This window comes from Sulfitobacter sp. D7 (genome assembly GCF_003611275.1).
GTDB classification, from domain to species: domain Bacteria; phylum Pseudomonadota; class Alphaproteobacteria; order Rhodobacterales; family Rhodobacteraceae; genus Sulfitobacter; species Sulfitobacter profundi.
Map to the genome: position 1 here is coordinate 2046772 of NZ_CP020694.1, position 14258 is coordinate 2061029.

At 62.0% G+C, this 14258-nt stretch carries 16 protein-coding genes; 11 read left to right on the forward strand and 5 right to left on the reverse strand.

Features of this window, described 5'->3' with window-relative positions:
- The first annotated feature begins 86 nt into the window (after positions 1-86).
- Genes B5M07_RS09885 through B5M07_RS09895 form a run of 3 tightly spaced genes read left to right on the forward strand, consistent with a single transcriptional unit; the run spans position 87 to position 2179 of the window.
- Positions 87-1217 carry a bifunctional 2-C-methyl-D-erythritol 4-phosphate cytidylyltransferase/2-C-methyl-D-erythritol 2,4-cyclodiphosphate synthase gene (locus tag B5M07_RS09885; protein ID WP_120351176.1) on the forward strand — a complete coding sequence of 377 codons (1131 nt, stop codon included), beginning with the start codon at positions 87-89 and terminating at the stop codon, positions 1215-1217.
- Positions 1214-1705, forward strand: coding sequence for a phosphatidylglycerophosphatase A family protein (locus tag B5M07_RS09890; RefSeq protein ID WP_120351177.1), 492 nt, complete (start codon positions 1214-1216; stop codon positions 1703-1705). Before B5M07_RS09885 ends, B5M07_RS09890 begins: the two co-directional genes overlap by 4 nt.
- On the forward strand, positions 1706-2179 hold the full coding sequence (locus B5M07_RS09895) for a CinA family protein (RefSeq protein ID WP_120351178.1): 474 nt from the start codon (positions 1706-1708) through the stop codon (positions 2177-2179).
- Here B5M07_RS09895 and B5M07_RS09900 read toward each other — a convergent pair.
- Positions 2176-2628, reverse strand: a complete 453-nt coding sequence (locus B5M07_RS09900; RefSeq protein WP_067630597.1) for a type II toxin-antitoxin system RatA family toxin — start codon at positions 2626-2628, stop codon at positions 2176-2178. The two genes, B5M07_RS09895 and B5M07_RS09900, sit on opposite strands and share 4 nt — an antisense overlap.
- 68 nt (positions 2629-2696) lie before the next feature.
- Between B5M07_RS09900 and hpt the strand changes: the two genes are divergently transcribed.
- The 4 genes from hpt to B5M07_RS09915 all read left to right on the forward strand — a co-directional run bounded on the left by hpt (position 2697) and on the right by B5M07_RS09915 (position 4870).
- Positions 2697-3233, forward strand: a complete 537-nt coding sequence (gene hpt / locus B5M07_RS09905) for a hypoxanthine phosphoribosyltransferase (RefSeq protein ID WP_067630594.1) — start codon at positions 2697-2699, stop codon at positions 3231-3233.
- Positions 3234-3256: 23 nt separating this feature from the next.
- Positions 3257-3406: a hypothetical protein gene (locus tag B5M07_RS19440; RefSeq protein ID WP_162931770.1), complete on the forward strand. Its 150-nt coding sequence runs from the start codon at positions 3257-3259 to the stop codon at positions 3404-3406.
- 93 nt (positions 3407-3499) lie between these two features.
- On the forward strand, positions 3500-3979 hold the full coding sequence (locus B5M07_RS09910) for a c-type cytochrome (protein WP_162931839.1): 480 nt from the start codon (positions 3500-3502) through the stop codon (positions 3977-3979).
- A gap of 3 nt (positions 3980-3982) precedes the next feature.
- Positions 3983-4870 (forward strand): c-type cytochrome, encoded by an 888-nt coding sequence (locus B5M07_RS09915; RefSeq protein WP_120351180.1) that lies wholly within the window; start codon positions 3983-3985, stop codon positions 4868-4870.
- Positions 4871-4892: 22 nt separating this feature from the next.
- Here B5M07_RS09915 and lipA read toward each other — a convergent pair whose 3' ends face one another.
- Positions 4893-5846 (reverse strand): lipoyl synthase, encoded by a 954-nt coding sequence (gene lipA, locus B5M07_RS09920; RefSeq protein WP_120351181.1) that lies wholly within the window; start codon positions 5844-5846, stop codon positions 4893-4895.
- Positions 5847-6088: 242 nt separating this feature from the next.
- Between lipA and B5M07_RS09925 the strand changes: the two genes are divergently transcribed.
- On the forward strand, positions 6089-6637 hold the full coding sequence (locus tag B5M07_RS09925) for a peroxiredoxin (protein ID WP_120351182.1): 549 nt from the start codon (positions 6089-6091) through the stop codon (positions 6635-6637).
- Between the two features lie 67 nt (positions 6638-6704).
- On the opposite strand, the gene B5M07_RS09930 is transcribed toward B5M07_RS09925, so the two are convergent.
- A complete protein-coding gene (locus B5M07_RS09930; protein ID WP_120351183.1) occupies positions 6705-7622 on the reverse strand; it encodes a hydrogen peroxide-inducible genes activator in 918 nt (305 codons plus the stop codon).
- Positions 7623-7717: 95 nt separating this feature from the next.
- Here B5M07_RS09930 and B5M07_RS09935 point away from each other — a divergent pair, with 95 nt between their 5' ends.
- Positions 7718-9214: a catalase gene (locus tag B5M07_RS09935; protein WP_120351184.1), complete on the forward strand. Its 1497-nt coding sequence runs from the start codon at positions 7718-7720 to the stop codon at positions 9212-9214.
- Between the two features lie 41 nt (positions 9215-9255).
- Here the strand turns inward: B5M07_RS09935 and B5M07_RS09940 are convergent, their stop codons facing one another.
- The gene (locus B5M07_RS09940; RefSeq protein ID WP_120352214.1) at positions 9256-10344 is read right to left on the reverse strand and encodes a DUF6456 domain-containing protein; all 1089 of its coding nucleotides are present in this window, start codon (positions 10342-10344) and stop codon (positions 9256-9258) included.
- 280 nt (positions 10345-10624) lie between these two features.
- On the opposite strand from B5M07_RS09940, the gene B5M07_RS09945 reads away from it, so the two are divergent.
- Positions 10625-10921 (forward strand): DUF6477 family protein, encoded by a 297-nt coding sequence (locus B5M07_RS09945; RefSeq protein ID WP_120351185.1) that lies wholly within the window; start codon positions 10625-10627, stop codon positions 10919-10921.
- A 36-nt stretch (positions 10922-10957) separates the two neighbouring features.
- Here the strand turns inward: B5M07_RS09945 and B5M07_RS09950 are convergent, their stop codons facing one another.
- Complete coding sequence (locus B5M07_RS09950) at positions 10958-12496, reverse strand: trimethylamine methyltransferase family protein (protein WP_120351186.1); 1539 nt, start codon at positions 12494-12496, stop codon at positions 10958-10960.
- Positions 12497-12695: 199 nt separating this feature from the next.
- On the opposite strand from B5M07_RS09950, the gene guaA reads away from it, so the two are divergent.
- Complete coding sequence (guaA, locus tag B5M07_RS09955) at positions 12696-14258, forward strand: glutamine-hydrolyzing GMP synthase (RefSeq protein ID WP_120351187.1); 1563 nt, start codon at positions 12696-12698, stop codon at positions 14256-14258.

Here is a 14258-nt window from a genome sequence, read left to right on the forward strand (position 1 = left end):
ATTTTTTAGGCAGCCACCCCAGATTGCACCCCGCCGCCGCATTGCCTAGACAGGGCCATGTTCACCACGTTTTCCAGATTGCCCGCATGAGTATCGCAGCTTTGATCGTCGCCGCAGGGCGCGGCAGCCGCGCGGGCGGTCCGCAGCCAAAACAATGGCAGGCGCTGGCGGGGGCGCGTGTGATCGATCACACCCTCGCCGTGTTTCGCACCCTACCCCAGATCACCGAAATCGTGCTGGTGCTGCACGAAGACGACATGGATCAAGCCGAGGCATTTGCGGCCCAAGGCGTTACCGTCACCACCGGCGGGGCGGAGCGTGCGGCCTCGGTCCAACGCGGGCTTGCGGCCATTCGGCACGCGGAGAAGGTGTTGATCCATGACGCCGCGCGGCCCTGCGTTTCGGCCCAGATCATTGCTGGCGTGATTGATGCGCTCGACCAGCATCAAGCCGCCGCACCGGGCCTGCCGGTCACCGACGCGCTTTGGCAGGGCGCGGATGGCCGCGTCACCGGCACGCAAGACCGCAGCGCCCTTTTCGCCGCGCAGACGCCGCAGGGCTTTGACCTTGCCGCGATCCGCGCGGCCCACGCCACCTACGACGGCCAAGCGGCAGATGATGTCGAAGTCGCCCGCGCGGCGGGCCTGACCGTTGCCATCACCCAAGGCAGCGCCGATAACCTGAAAATCACCCGGCCCGAGGATTTTGCCCGCGCCGCCCGCATATTGGAGACCCGCATGGACATTCGCACCGGCAACGGATTTGACGTGCACGCCTTTGGCCCCGGAGATCACGTGACCCTCTGCGGCCTCGACATTCCCCACACCCACGGGCTAGTCGGCCATTCTGACGCCGATGTGGCGCTGCACACGGTCACTGACGCGATCTATGGCGCGCTGGCACGGGGCGACATCGGCCAGCACTTCCCGCCGAGCGATCCGCAGTGGAAAGGCGCGCGCAGTGATATCTTTCTGCGCCATGCCGCGCAGATGGCCCGCGATATGGGATTTACGCTGACCCACGTTGATTGCACGCTGATCTGCGAAACCCCTAAGATTGGCCCCCATGTGGAGCCGATGCGCGCCTCTATGGCCGAGATGCTAGGGCTTGAGGTCTACCGCGTATCCGTCAAAGCGACAACAAGCGAGCGCCTCGGCTTTACCGGACGTGGCGAAGGCATTGCCTGTATGGCCACAGCAACATTGGTGAAATCATGACCCCTGCTCATCTCATTGCGACACTTCTGGGCGTTGGCCATATCCGCCCCGCGCCGGGCACTTGGGGGTCGCTTGTTGCGCTGCCTTATGCGTGGCTTCTGCATGTGTTCGGCGGCTTTCCCCTGTTGGTGATTGGCATCCTTGTGGCCATCCCGTTGGGCTGGTGGGCCACAGCGCGCTATACGGCCGGCGGGCCGGATCATGATCCCGGCGAAGTGGTGATCGACGAATTGGTCGGCCAGTGGATCGCGCTTTTGCCCTTGTCTTATGCCGCTTGGTCCATGCAAATTCCGATCCTAGCCATGTGGCCCGGTTGGATCGCGGCCTTCGCCCTGTTCCGGTTGTTTGACATCACCAAACCGCTGATCATCGGTTGGGCAGACCGTCAGGGTGGCCCCTTTGGTGTGATGCTGGACGATATCTTCGCCGGCATCTTCGCCGCCCTTGGCGTCATGGCGCTGGCGGCGCTTTACCACGGGGCCCTGTAAATGATCCTCGCGGCGCAACTCTTGGAAAAGGCACGCGAAACCGGCGCAATGGTTGCTTGTGCGGAGAGTTGCACGGGCGGAATAGTAGCTGCCGCACTGACTGACTTGCCGGGGTCTTCGGCGCTGCTCGACCGGGGCTTCGTGACCTATACCAATGCCGCGAAAATCGCGATGTTGGGCGTTTCAGATGCGACGCTCGCGCAATTGGGTGCAGTGTCTGAACAGGTGGCCGCAGAGATGGCGGCGGGCGCGTTGGCAAACTCTGAGGCGCAGATCGCCGTATCGATCACAGGCATCGCCGGGCCCGGCGGATCAGAGCATAAACCCGAAGGCCGCGTTTGTTTTGGCCTTGCCACAGCGGCGGGCGTTCAGACGGAAACGATCGAGTTCGGCGCCCAGGGCCGCGACACGGTGCGGCTTGCGGCCCGTGACCACGCGCTTGGCCTGTTGCTGCGAGGCTTCGCGGCGCTTTAGCCTTTGGGCCCGTAAAGCTCTTTCGCACGGTTCTCAAAGGCCCGCACGATGCGCTGCATCGCTTCGTTGAAAACCACGCCGATGACCTTTTGCAGGATCATGTTCTTGAATTCGAAATCGACAAAGAAATGCACCTGACAGCCTTCGAGGTTATCCTCGAAATGCCAGTTTGATTTCATATACTTGAACGGCCCATCCAGATATTCGGTGTCGATCTTCTTGGCCTCGGGCCAGAGCACGACGCGGCTGGTGAACCGCTCCCGAAACACTTTGAAAGAGATCACAAGATCGGCTTCCATCACCCGGTGATCGCCCCGGTCTTCGTCACTGCGAATGCGCGCAGCAGCGGTCCAAGGCAGGAATTCGGGATAGCGAGCCACATCGGCGACAAGATCATACATCTGTTGCGCGCTATAGGGCAGTTGGCGGGTCTCTGAATGGGTGGGCATTGCGTTCCGTTGCGTTGCAGGTTACCCCCTATTTCACGTCTCAACCCCGCAGATTCAAGGGCAAAACCATGGCACACGGGCCTTATGTCATCGACGAAATGATCTCGGCCAAGGCCATCGCGGCGCGGATTGAGGATCTCTGCCGTGAGATCCATGACGAATTCAACGGCACCGATAAATTGGTCGTGGTCGGCCTGCTGCGCGGGTCTTTTGTGTTCATCGCCGATCTGGTGCGCGAATTGGACCTGCCGATCGAGGTCGATTTCCTCGAAGCGTCCAGCTATGGCGACGGCATGGAGAGCAGCCGGGAAGTGCGCATTCTCAAGGATTTGCGCGGCGCAATCGAAGGGCGCGACGTGCTGGTCGTCGAGGATATCGTCGACACCGGCCATACGTTGCACCATGTCACCAACCTGCTCCGCTCGCGCGAACCAGCGCGGCTGAAATCCATTGCCCTGCTCGACAAACCCACCCGGCGCGAAGTGGACCTGAAAGCAGACTGGACCGGCTTTGAAATCCCGGACGAATTCGTCGTGGGCTATGGCATCGACTTTGCCCAACGCAACCGCAACCTGCCTTTCATCGGGAAAGTTCGCTTTACGTGATGGACCCGCGGTGGCTACTGCGCATGTCCCAATGGGCGCGCAATCCACCCTCGGGCAAACGGGTGATCGTGGTCTTTGCAATCATCGCGGCGGCTTTGGCCATCGGGTTGATCGAATGGCTGGGCTATTGGCCCGATTGGGCCACGGCAGAGCGCATCCCCCGCCGGTTCTAAGCCGAAGCGCGCCGGTTATCCCGCTGATCACGTTTTTGTTTTTTGTTGCAAGCCGCGCTCATGTTACGCTGCGACAAGAAAAGGGAGATGACCATGCATTTGACCAAAAGCATTACCGCCATCGGCATCGGCGCCGCGATGATCGCGACCGCTGGATTCGCCGCCAGCCATAGTGAAAAAGCCGCCAGCGACGCCGTCAACGCGCGCCACGCGCAGATGCAACTGATCGCCTATCACACCGGCATCCTGGGCGGGATGGCCAAAGGCGAAACGGAATATAACGCCGAAATGGCAACCGCCGCCGCCACCAATCTTCATGCTGCCGCAGGCTTTCAGCCCCGCACGCTTTGGCTTGAAGGCACTGAGCAAGGCGCCGTTGAAGGGTCCCGCGCCAAGGCCGAAATCTGGAGCGATTCTGAGGGGTTCAACGACGCCTTCATGGCGCTGGAGACCGCCAGCGCGGATATGATCGAGGCCGCAGGCACCGATCTTGACGCCCTGAAAGCGGGCATGGGTGCGGTGGGCAAGGCCTGCGGCGCCTGCCACGACGATTACCGCGGCCCCAAGAACTGATCCTTGCGCCCTATTGTCCCTGTACTGCTGGGCTGTGCCGTTCTCGGCGCGGCCCTTGGCTGGGTCGCAACCCGGCCCGATCCGCTTGAGCCGTCTTATGGCGCAGGTCTGACGCCTGACCCGGAAGCGGGGGCGCGGGTCTTTGCTGCCGGGGGCTGCGTTTCGTGCCATGCCGCCCCCGAGAGTGAGGGGGGGGAGATGCTGGTTCTGGCCGGTGGCCTGCCCTTCCCCAGCGATTTTGGCACCTTCCACGCGCCCAATATCTCGCCCGATGCATACCATGGCATCGGCGACTGGACCTTGCCAGAGTTTGCCCGCGCCGTGACGCGCGGCGTCTCGCCCGAAGGCCAGCACTACTACCCCGCCTTTCCCTATACGGCCTACCAACACCTCGCCCCGCAGGACGTGGTGAACCTCTTTGCCTATATGCAAACCCTACCCGCCGCAGATGTCCCGAGCCTGCCGCATGAGGTGGGTTTTCCCTTCAACATCCGCCGGGGCCTCGGCGCGTGGAAGGTTATGTTCTTTGACGAAGATTTCGTGCTGGCCGATGCGTCAGACACACAGGTAGCGCGCGGGCGCTACCTTGTCGAAGGGCTGGCCCATTGCGGCGAATGCCACACGCCACGCAACGCCTTGGGCGGGTTAGAGCAGGACGCTTGGCTAACCGGCGCGCCGAACCCCTCGGGCAAGGGGCGCATTCCCGGCATCACGCCCGCACATCTTGAGTGGTCCAAGGCCGATCTGGTGGAATATTTCACCTCCGGCTTCACGCCGGAATGGGATAGCGCGGGCGGAGAGATGGCCGAGGTGGTCAGCAACCTTGCCCAACTCCCCGAAAGCGACCGCGAAGCGATTGCGGCCTACCTCAAAGCCCTGCCCGGCGATTAACGCCGGGCGCGTCTTCCTAGGATTACGCGATACCCAGCTTGCGGTTCCGCGCCTCGCGCAGACGCGCGAAATCGTCGCCCGCGTGATAGCTCGACCGGGTCAGCGGCGTGGCGGAAACCATGAGGAAGCCCTTGCCGTAGGCCGCTTTTTCGTAGGAGGTGAATTCCTCCGGCGTGACAAAACGGTCCAGCGCGTGGTGCTTAGGCGTGGGCTGCAGATACTGGCCAATGGTCAGGAAATCGATGTCGGCGGCGCGCATGTCTTCCATCACCTGAATGACCGATTGCCGATCTTCGCCCAAGCCCACCATGATGCCCGATTTGGTGAACATCGACGGGTCCAGTTCCTTTACTCGCTGAAGCAGGCGGAGAGAGTGGAAGTAACGCGCGCCGGGGCGCACTTCGGGGTAGAGGCCCGGTACGGTTTCGAGGTTGTGGTTAAACACATCCGGCCGCGCTTCGACAACCTTTTCAAGGGCTTCGGGACCGCAACGGATGAAATCCGGTGTTAGAATTTCGATCGTCGTGTCGGGGCTGCGGTGGCGCACGGCGCGGATGGTCTGGGCGAAGTGCTCCGCCCCGCCATCTTCGATATCGTCGCGATCAACGCTCGTGATAACCACATGGTTCAACCCCAGCTTGGCGACAGCATCGGCCACGCGGCCCGGCTCGAACACATCCAAATCCTCAGGCGGCTTGCCGGTGGCGATGTTGCAGAAGGTACAGGCGCGGGTACAAACCTCGCCCATGATCATCATCGTGGCGTGCCCCTGAGACCAGCATTCGCCAACGTTGGGGCAACCCGCTTCTTCGCAGACCGTGGTCAGCTTGTTGTCACGCATGATGCGCGCCGTCTCGGCATAGCCCTTGCCGCCGGGCGCTTTGACCCTGATCCAGCTCGGTTTTTTTGGCTGGGCGTTGTCGGGCTTGCGCGCCTTTTCGGGGTGGCGCTGTTCGGGTATCTTCAGATCGCGCATCGGGGGCCTCTGATCATTGTGTCGCACCCTGTTTATCACAGTCCTTGACCCGATGACCACCTACAGCATGCGCACCCAAGACAAGGCTGCCATGCACCAGCGGCATCACCCCTTGCCCATGATTTAGTGCTTTGTTTTCTAAACGGAAAATTACAATGCAGTTGCAGCATTGCGAGAGTTGCTCAGGCTGCCTATATGGGCTACCAACCGACAAAGATTCCAATCCGAGAAAGAGAGACGCGATGAAACCCGGTATTCAAGTTCCCAACGTCACCTTCAAAACGCGCGTGCGCGACGAAAGCATCGAAGGCAACAACCCCTTCCGCTGGGAAGACAAAACCAGCGAAGACTTCTTCAAAGGCAAGCGCGTTGTCCTGTTCTCGCTCCCCGGTGCCTTCACGCCGACATGCAGCACCTACCAGCTGCCCGGTTTTGAGAACAACTTCGCAGCGTTCCAAGAGCATGGCATCGACGCGATCTATTGCCTGTCGGTCAACGACAGCTTTGTCATGAACAAATGGAAAGAAATGCAGGGCGTCCAGAACATCGACGTGATCCCTGATGGGTCCGGCGAGTTCACCCGCCGCATGGGCATGTTGGTGGCCAAAGACAACCTCGGCTTCGGCGCGCGCAGCTGGCGCTATGCGGCGATCGTCAACGACGGTCAGATCGAAGCATGGTTCGAAGAGCCCGGCATCAGCGACAACCACGGCGATGACCCCTACGGTGTTTCCAGCCCCGAGACCCTGCTGGAATACCTCGAAAACCAGAAGCAGACCGAAGCGGCCTAAGCGCCCTTTGAGTGACCGGATCGGGCCATTTGGCCCGGTCCCTCTGACCCCGCTGCCCCGCCCGCGCCTAGTATGTCGCGCGTAGCTGCCCGGTCAGCCCTTCCCCCACATCTTTCAGCGTCTGGGCCAATTGCGCCGCCCAACCGCTGCCCGGCGTGCCCGCCCGGCGCACGAGCCCGATCTGCCGCGCTGGCTCCGGTGTGCCGAAACGGTGCAGCCGTAGGCCCGGCGCGGCATCAAGCTCGGTTTTGGCGGCGATCTCGGGCATCAAGGTCATGCCAAACCCCGCCTCCACCAGCCGCGATAGGGTCGCGAGAGACGAAGCGCCCGTGTGGATGCCCGCCTGCGTCCGGTCCCGCTGACAAACCTCTAGCGCTTGATCGGTCAGGCAGTGACCGTCTTCCAGCAGCATCAGCGGCGTGCGGGCCAGATCGGTCGGACGGACAACCGCCGCCCCCGCCATCCGCTCGGCGGAGCCCGCCAGCAGAAAGCGATCTTCGAACAGGGGCATTTCGGCCAGACCGGTTTCGCCTGTTGGCACCGCCATCACCGCCGCGTCCAGCGCCCCGGCCCGCAAATCGGCCAACAGCTGATCGGTCTGCGCCTCGCGCACCTCGACCCGCAGGGAAATATCCTGCGCGCGCAGGGCGGCCAGCACACCGGGCAAAAGATAGGGCGCCACCGTCGGGATCAGCCCAAGGTTCAAGGTGCCCGCCAGCCCCACCTGTTCGCGCGCCGTGGCTTCCAACAGTTTGGCGCGGCGCAAAATATCCTCGGCGCGGGTCAGCACCTCGCGGCCCAAGGGCGTCAGGACCGAGGCGCGGCTTTGCCGTTCGATCAACCGCCCCCCCAGCGACTCCTCCAAGGTGCGGATCTGCACGGAAAGCGCAGGCTGAGAGATATTGCTGGCCTCCGCCGCCCGCCCGAAGTTGCCCAAAGTCGCCAGTGCGCGGAAATATTCAAGTTGCTTTAGGGTGAAGTTCATAACTTTTACCTATCGCAGTTTTACAAAACTGCAATTGGAAATTATGGGCGAAATGGATCATCTTCCCCTCAGACAATAACCGAGGGGAACCCAAGATGAGCAAGCGTCTCACCACCACCGCCGGCGCGCCGATGCCGACCAATGAAACCAGCAAAACCGCCGGAAGCCGTGGCCCGGTCTTGCTGGACGATTACCAATTGATCGAAAAACTGGCCCATCAGAACCGCGAGCGCATCCCCGAGCGGGCCGTTCACGCCAAGGGCTGGGGCGCCGAAGGCACCTTTACCGTGACCCATGACATCAGCGAATACAGCTGTGCGGCGATCTTCTCCGAAGTGGGCAAGACCTGCGAAATCCTCTCGCGCTGGTCCACCGTGGCAGGCGAATTGGGTGCCGCCGACAGTGAGCGTGACGTGCGCGGATTCTCTGTGAAGTTCTACACCGAGGAAGGCAACTGGGACGTTGTGGGCAACAACACCCCGATCTTCTTTGTCCGCGATGCCTATAAATTCCCGGACTTCATCCGCACCCAGAAACGCCACCCGCGCACCAACCTGCGCTCGCCCGAGGCGATGTTCGACTTCTGGGCGGCTCAGCCCGAATGCGTGCACCAGGTGACCATCCTGATGTCGGACCGCGGCATTCCGGTGAACCCGATGCACATGCACGGCTACGGCAGCCACACCTATTCGATGTGGAACGCCAAGGGCGAGCGTCATTGGGTGAAGTTCCACTTCCGCTGCCAGCAGGAAATCCGCAACCGCACCAATGAAGACGCGGAAAAGCTGATCGGCTCGACCCGCGAGAACTTCCAAGAGGATCTCTTCAACGCGATCGAAGGCGGCGAATTCCCGAAATGGGAGCTGAATATCCAAGTCATGCCCGAGGCAGAGGCCGAGACCTGCGGCTTTAACCCCTTTGACCTGACCAAAGTCTGGCCGCATGCGGATTACCCGCTGATCCCGGTCGGCATGCTGGAGTTCAACCGCAACCCCGACAACTACTTCCAAAGCATCGAGAACGCCGCCTATTCGCCCTCGAACAAGGTGCCGGGGATTGGGTTTTCACCCGATAAGATGTTGCAAGCGCGGGTCTTTTCCTATGCGGACGCGCACCGCTACCGTCTTGGCACGCATTACGAGGCCCTGCCCGCCAACGCGCCCAAGGCCGCGCCGATGCACCACTACCACAAGGACGGCTCCATGCGGTTCTTCCCCCAGCAGACCGGCCACCCGGATGCCTATTACGAGCCGAACCAATATGAGGAATCGGCCCGCCCCGACCCGTCGGTGCAAGAGCCTCCGCTGCGCATCTCGGGCGATGCGGATCGCTATGTTCAAGAGGAAACGGATGCCGATTACGTCCAGCCGCGCAAGCTCTACACCGAGGTGTTCGATCAGGCGCAGCGTGACCTTCTGCATGAGAACATGGCCGGTGCCATGGCGCCCTGTTCGCAGCAGGTAAAAGAACGCTGGTATGCGGTGCTGGAAAAAGTGCACCCCGACTATGCCGCCGGCGTGCGCAACGCCTGTGAGAAAGACGAAGTGGCGATTTCGGTGACAGATGAGACGCCGACGAAGGTCGCAGACTAAAACAACCGGGGCGGCAGGATCATCACCCTGCCGCCCCTTCTTTATCCGATCATCGGGCCGCCCGGGCCTACGGTTTCGTCGTAGTGTCGTTTGAGCCGCATCAGCGCGATCCGCAGCACGATCTTGCCTGATCGCGCCGACCATCCCAGCCGCTTTTCAGTGGTCTCCAACCCTTCCAGATAGCAGCAACAGCGCAGCACCACGTCCGACAGGCCGGGGCCGAGTTCGGCCATGGCATCTGCCACCCGCTTGCGCGCCTCTGCCGCGGCCATGCTGCCCGAGCCCTCACGCCGCCCGCTGGGTTTTGCGCCCGGCGTCAGGAAATGATCCCAATTTTGGGTCACCTCACCGCCCATCTGGGCCAGTTCGAAATCCTCACGCAGCCTTTCACCGGCATGGACCAGCCCCTCGTTCAGAAAGGGCGCACCGGATTTGTCGCGCCGCCTAGCAAGCGCAGACAGCGGGCTTTCCGATAGGCAATAGCGGCCTCGGCGCGGGACCGCATCGGCATCCGCGCCCTCTTCCGCCTCGGGGCCGCTGGCCATGCCCAGAAACGCGGTCTGATCTTCGGCAAAGCCATGGGCGCCCGCGCCTTGGTCTTCTATCATCCGCCGCAGCGCAGCCCGCCCGGCGCTGGTGATGTGATAGCGCGTTACCCGGCCTGTGCTGCCGGGGGCGATCCAATCTTTCAGGGCCATCGCCTGCGCCACGGCGCTGTCCACCACAGCGGTGCGTGCGCCGGGGCCGGTGTCCGTCTCGCGCAGGACGACGGCCTTTTCCATGCCCTCGGCCACGGCGAGGATCGCGCCCGTCTCATGCAGGCGCCGAAGGACGCGCAGCGCCTCGGCGGCGAAAGTGTCTTCGTCAAGAAGGGGGGTGGCGGGTTTGGTCATTGTCGCTGTCTTTCCTGCTGGGGGGCCAGCAGTACAATCCAAAGCGCGCCGCACCGCCCCGAGCCTGCGCAGGGCGGCATCCATCAGCGGATCGTCGCGCCTTGTCTCAATACGGCGGATTTGACGCATGATGGTCGAGGCATGGCAGCCAGCTTGGCGTGCCAAGGCCCGGATCGGTGCGCCGGTCTCCGTATGTGCGAGGTAATGTAGGGCTCCGTGCGGCACCCATCCCGGCAGGACGGTCTGTTGGATTTGGTGATGCGCCTTCAATTGACTGCCACTTCCATTTTGGCGGGTCCCCAAGCTGGAGAGTTATCCCCAGAGCTATTCACAACCTATGGATGTTTTGGTTACCTGTTGGTTAAAATCGTCGCATTTGGCAATGATTGTTTCCAAAAGGTAAACAGCACCGGTATGCGCCGTGCGCCGCGAAGCCATGACGCGCAACACACGGAAAGGTTGCGCCATGCTTCGATGATCCGGGGTGATTCACCCCCCCGTTCACCGGAGAGTTGTGATGCAAGATCTACTGACCATGCTGCAAAGACTTCACCGCCCGCGCCTGTTGATGCGCGCCGCCCGTATCGGAGCCGAGGATTACCGGCGCGGCACCCATCTGCCCCGCATATTGGGCTTTGGCATGTTGCCGCGCCACGGCACGGCGCTGATCAAACTGATCGAGATCGAGGCCGAGTTGGACACCCAGCGCAAGACGGCAGATGCAAGCTATAGCCTGATCCGGCATGTGGATGTGCTGATCGCCATGGTCGGCGAAGCGCGCTTTCTGAGAGCCGCGCAGAGCCCCAGCGCGTAGAGGCCGCGGCGGGGGAACGCCCCCCGCAGTCCCATTTTAGGTAAAGCTATCCGGCTCCGCTGCCTTGCGGGTCGCGACAAAGGCATCAAGCGCCTCGCGAATGGCCGGCTCTAGCGCGGGTTGCTGATAATCGGCGAGCATCTTTTCGACCCGCGCGGTGGCAAGGGTCTGCGTATCGCGCGCCCCCTCATCCGACCATGTCTCGAAGGGTTTGTAATCCAGCAGGTCGGATTTCCAAAACGCCTCGCGGAAGTTGTTCTGTGTATGGGCGCAACCGAGGTAATGCCCCCCCGGCCCGACTTCGCGGATTGCGTCCATGGCCTGCGCGTTCTCGTCCATCTCCACCCCGCGGGCGAGGTGATGCAGCGTGCCCAGTTGATCGGCATCCATGACGAACTTCTCGAAAGAAGACACAAGCCCCCCTTCCAGCCAGCCACAGGCGTGCAGCATGAAGTTCACCCCAGCCAGAAGCCCCATGTTCAGACTGTTGGAGGTCTCATAGGCCGCCTGCGCATCGGGCAGTTTCGAGCCATTGAAAGACCCGGCGCTCCGGTAAGGCAGGTTCAGCCTGCGGGCCAGTTGCCCAGCGCCATAGGTGATATGCGCAGCCTCAGGCGTGCCGAATGTAGGCGCACCACTGTTCATGTCGATGGAGGTCACGAAAGCCCCCATGATCACAGGCGCACCGGGGCGGACGAGCTGGCTATAGGCGATGCCTGCCAAAGTCTCGGCCAAGACCTGCGTCAATGTCCCTGCGACACTCACCGGGGCCATCGCACCCCCAACGATAAACGGCGAAATGATGCAGGCCTGATTGTTCTCGGCATAGACCTTGAGCGCCCCCATCATCACATCGTCGAATGTCATCGGCGAGTTGATGTTGATGAGCGAGGTCATCACCGTGTTTTCCTGCACGAAGTCCTTACCAAAAAGGATGCCGCACATATCGACACTGTCCTGCGCGCGCGACGGCTCGGTCACCGACCCCATGAAGGGTTTGTCGCTGAGCGTCATATGGGCATGCAGCATATCGAGGTGGCGTTTGTTCACCGGGATGTCGGTCGGCTCACATACCGTCCCCCCCGAGTGATGCAGCCATTTCGACATATAGCCGAGCTTCACGAACTTCTGGAAATCCGCCAGCGTAGCATAGCGGCGCCCCCCTGCGGCATCGCGCACGAAGGGCGGCCCATAGACCGGGGCGAGGACAAGGCTCTTGCCTCCAATTACCACATCCCGCTCGCGGTTGCGCGCCACTTGGGTGATCGTCGAGGGGGCGGTAGAGCACAGCTTGCGCGCTAGCCCCCGTGGAATACGCACCCGTTCCCCCTGCACATCGGCCCCGGCGTCACGCCACAGTGCCAGCGCATCGGGGTTGTCGGGAAAGTTCACACCGATCTCTTCAAGCACTGTGTCGGCGTTATGCTCGATAATCTCCAGCGCTTCTTCGGTCAGCACTTCGAAGTTCGGGATGTTCCGCTCGATATAGCGCGCTGTCTCGAATGAGACGGCCGTGCGTGCCGCGCGCCGTGCCGCACCTCCGCCGCCGCGTGCCCGTCGTGCTGATTCCGCCATTGCTCTATCCTTCCCGCAACTCTTGGCCTGTGCCTACCCCATTCCCAAGTGCCCCTTCGCGCGGATAACGCCCTCTAGCGGCAAAAAGCGACATCGCGTGCCGTCCTCGCGCCACTTGCGCGAATTAAACGCGACAGGGCTGCGTCTTCGGCCCGCTAGAGACTTGCCAGAGCGCGCCCACGGGCCTAATCACGGCCCCATGACAGATATCACCCATGACCGCCTTCTCATCATCGACTTCGGCAGCCAGGTCACGCAGCTTATCGCGCGTCGCCTGCGGGAGCTGAACGTCTTTTGCGAAATCCACCCGTTCAACACGGTGGACGAAGCCTTCCTCAAGGAATTCGCGCCTAAGGCGGTGATCCTGTCGGGCGGCCCGTCCTCTGTGTTTGCCGAAGGCGCACCACGTCCGCCGCAGGCTGTGTTTGAACTGGGCGTGCCGATCTTGGGCATCTGCTATGGCCAACAGGTCATGATGCATTGCCTTGGCGGCCATGTGGAGCGCGGTCACGGCACCGCCGAATTTGGACGGGCCTTCGTGACCCCCACGGGCCAACAGCTTGATCTGCTGGAGGGTTGGTTTGCCACCGACCGCGAACAGGTCTGGATGAGCCACGGCGACCACGTCAGCAAGATCGCTCCGGGGTTTGAGGTCTATGGCACCTCCCCCAACGCGCCTTTCGCCATTACCGCGGATGTTGAACGTCACTTCTACGCGGTGCAATTCCACCCCGAGGTGCACCACACGCCCAACGGCCCGCGCCTTTATGAGAACTTCGTGCGTCTGGCAGGGTTCAAAGGCGACTGGACCATGAGCGCCTACCGTGAGGAAGCCATTGCCGCGATCCGCGAGCAGGTTGGCGACCAGAAGGTGATCTGTGGCCTTTCCGGCGGCGTGGACTCCTCCGTCGCCGCCGTGCTGATCCACGAAGCCATCGGCGATCAGTTGACCTGCGTCTTCGTTGACCACGGTCTGCTGCGCAAGGGTGAGGCCGAAGAGGTCGTCACCATGTTCCGCGACCACTACAACATGCCGCTGATCCACGCTGACGAGCAAGAGTTGTTCTTGGGCGAGCTCGACGGTGTCTCGGACCCCGAGACCAAGCGCAAGATCATCGGCAAGCTCTTTATCGATGTGTTCCAGAAACACGCAAAAGACGTGGGCGATGCGACTTTCTTGGCCCAAGGCACGCTCTACCCCGATGTGATCGAAAGCGTCTCCTTCTCCGGCGGCCCTTCGGTCACCATCAAGAGCCACCACAATGTCGGTGGCCTGCCCGAAAAGATGGGCCTCAAACTGGTCGAGCCGCTGCGCGAGTTGTTCAAAGACGAAGTGCGCGAGCTGGGCCGTGAACTCGGGCTGCCGCCTTCGTTCATTGGCCGCCACCCCTTCCCCGGGCCGGGCCTTGCGATCCGCTGCCCCGGTGAGATCACCCGCGAGAAGCTGGCGATCCTGCGCGAGGCCGATGCGGTCTATATCGATCAGATCCGCCGCCATGGTCTCTATGACGATATCTGGCAAGCCTTCGTGGCGATCCTGCCTGTGCGTACCGTGGGCGTGATGGGCGATGGCCGGACCTATGACTTCGCCTGCGCCCTGCGTGCGGTGACGTCCGTCGACGGCATGACAGCGGACTACTACCCGTTCACCCATGACTTCCTTGGTGAAACCGCCACGCGGATCATCAACGAGGTGCCGGGCATCAACCGCGTCACCTATGACATCACCTCGAAACCTCCGGGCACCATCGAGTGGGAATAA

Excerpts from the sequence above, each read along its gene's own strand:
- B5M07_RS09885 (WP_120351176.1), top strand. The coding sequence starts at position 87 with ATGAGTATCGCAGCTTTGATCGTCGCCGCAGGGCGCGGCAGCCGCGCG.
- B5M07_RS09890 (WP_120351177.1), top strand. The coding sequence starts at position 1,214 with ATGACCCCTGCTCATCTCATTGCGACACTTCTGGGCGTTGGCCATATC.
- B5M07_RS09895 (WP_120351178.1), top strand. The coding sequence starts at position 1,706 with ATGATCCTCGCGGCGCAACTCTTGGAAAAGGCACGCGAAACCGGCGCA.
- B5M07_RS09900 (WP_067630597.1), bottom strand. The coding sequence starts at position 2,628 with ATGCCCACCCATTCAGAGACCCGCCAACTGCCCTATAGCGCGCAACAG.
- hpt (WP_067630594.1), top strand. The coding sequence starts at position 2,697 with ATGGCACACGGGCCTTATGTCATCGACGAAATGATCTCGGCCAAGGCC.
- B5M07_RS19440 (WP_162931770.1), top strand. The coding sequence starts at position 3,257 with ATGTCCCAATGGGCGCGCAATCCACCCTCGGGCAAACGGGTGATCGTG.
- B5M07_RS09910 (WP_162931839.1), top strand. The coding sequence starts at position 3,500 with ATGCATTTGACCAAAAGCATTACCGCCATCGGCATCGGCGCCGCGATG.
- lipA (WP_120351181.1), bottom strand. The coding sequence starts at position 5,846 with ATGCGCGATCTGAAGATACCCGAACAGCGCCACCCCGAAAAGGCGCGC.
- B5M07_RS09925 (WP_120351182.1), top strand. The coding sequence starts at position 6,089 with ATGAAACCCGGTATTCAAGTTCCCAACGTCACCTTCAAAACGCGCGTG.
- B5M07_RS09930 (WP_120351183.1), bottom strand. The coding sequence starts at position 7,622 with ATGAACTTCACCCTAAAGCAACTTGAATATTTCCGCGCACTGGCGACT.
- B5M07_RS09935 (WP_120351184.1), top strand. The coding sequence starts at position 7,718 with ATGAGCAAGCGTCTCACCACCACCGCCGGCGCGCCGATGCCGACCAAT.
- B5M07_RS09945 (WP_120351185.1), top strand. The coding sequence starts at position 10,625 with ATGCAAGATCTACTGACCATGCTGCAAAGACTTCACCGCCCGCGCCTG.
- B5M07_RS09950 (WP_120351186.1), bottom strand. The coding sequence starts at position 12,496 with ATGGCGGAATCAGCACGACGGGCACGCGGCGGCGGAGGTGCGGCACGG.
- guaA (WP_120351187.1), top strand. The coding sequence starts at position 12,696 with ATGACAGATATCACCCATGACCGCCTTCTCATCATCGACTTCGGCAGC.